This is a genomic window from Paraburkholderia sediminicola, assembly GCF_046027825.1.
Lineage (GTDB): Bacteria > Pseudomonadota > Gammaproteobacteria > Burkholderiales > Burkholderiaceae > Paraburkholderia > Paraburkholderia sediminicola_D.
In genome coordinates this window covers 1-1524 of the sequence record NZ_JAQQDU010000217.1, presented here as the reverse complement: position 1 = coordinate 1524, position 1524 = coordinate 1, and the positions used below count along the sequence as shown (strand labels likewise).

Here is a 1524-nt window from a genome sequence, read left to right as displayed (position 1 = left end):
CTCAGGATTACCCACATCTGCGCAGGGATAGTGCTTGTAAACACTTTGCAGCGGTGTTAACTTGAGTGTGCCGCCACATCAATCACACGCAATTGCCCGCGACCGACAATCAGGACGACCAGAATGACTGGGCCGACATCGAATTCGGTGCGGCCAATCTGGGGGATGCCCGCCTGACGAATCGGCTCGTTGCACTGGCTCGCCGCCTTGCCCGCACACCGGACTGCTCGTTTCCACGTTCAATGGGTGCCGCTGAACTCAAGGCAGCCTATCGCTTCTTTGATAACGACCAGGTCGATACGGACGGCGTGCTTGCGCCTCACATAGAGCAGACGTTGCTGCGCATGACCCAGGTGCCAGTTGTGCTCGCAGTGCAGGACACGACCGAATTCAACCTGACGCATCTGGGCGCCACTGAAGGCCTGGGCTATGGCACGGGCAACCAGTCGCGCGGCTTCATGTTGCACAGCCTGCTGGCCGTGACGCCGGAAGGCCTGCCGCTCGGCGTGCTGGGCATGAAGACGTGGGTACGCGATGACGCAGATCTGGGCCGCAGGCGCCAACGCTCAAAGCGTGACTTCAATGACAAGGAAAGCGTTAAATGGGTTGAGGGCCTGAACCATCTGGCAGCACTCAAGACTCGATGTCCCGATACGCGCATGGTGGGCGTGGGCGACCGCGAAAGTGACGTCTATGAAGTGTTCGCGGCCGAGCGGCCTGCCGGTGTGGACTGGCTCGTTCGCGCGGCATGGGACCGTCGGACGGCACACCCCGAGCGTTATCTCTGGGATACGGTGACGGCGAGCGCACCGCTGGGTGAGATCGAACTGGAGCTGCCAGCACAGCGCAACATGGCTCGGCGCACTACGCGTCTGACAGTGCGTTGCACACGGGTCGGCCTGATTGCACCGCCCCGGCCTTCGACCAAAGGCACTGGGCGCGCCCGGCTCGCTCCAGTGGATGTATTTGCAATCCACGCACTGGAAACCGATACGCCAACAGACGCTGAGCCTCTCGAGTGGATGTTGCTCAGTTCGGTGCCCACGCTCACGCTGGACGACGCGCTCGAACGGCTCGAATGGTATGCGCGCCGCTGGACGATTGAGTCGTGGCATCGCGTGCTTAAAAGCGGGTGCCGCATCGAGGCACGCCAGTTCGGCAATCTTGAACGGTTCGTACGCGCGACCGCACTATTTGCAGTGATTAGCTGGCGCATTATGTACGCCACGCTGCTAGGCCGCGCTGATCCGGATCTCTCGTGTGAAGTGCTGCTTCAGCCTGACGAATGGCGCGCGCTCTACTGCCGCGCCAACCGCACCTCCAGACCTCCGGCGGCAACGCCTTCGCTAGGTGAAGTCGTGCTGTGGATTGCCAAACTCGGTGGCTATCTGAACCGTAAGCATGATCACCCGCCCGGACCTACCGTCATGTGGCGTGGATTCCTTGTGCTTCATGAAATCACCGAGATGTACCGGATATTTAGCCAGGACGGATGAGCTTCCACGAGATGTGGGTAATCCTGAG

Annotated in this window: 1 protein-coding gene; it reads left to right on the top strand. The window is 60.8% G+C overall.

Annotated features, from left to right (window positions below; genetic code table 11):
- Nucleotides 1–65: 65 nt before the first annotated feature.
- Nucleotides 66–1496: an IS4 family transposase gene (locus PQQ96_RS41930; RefSeq protein WP_408303279.1), complete on the top strand. Its 1431-nt coding sequence runs from the start codon at nt 66–68 to the stop codon at nt 1494–1496.
- Nucleotides 1497–1524: the final 28 nt, after the last annotated feature.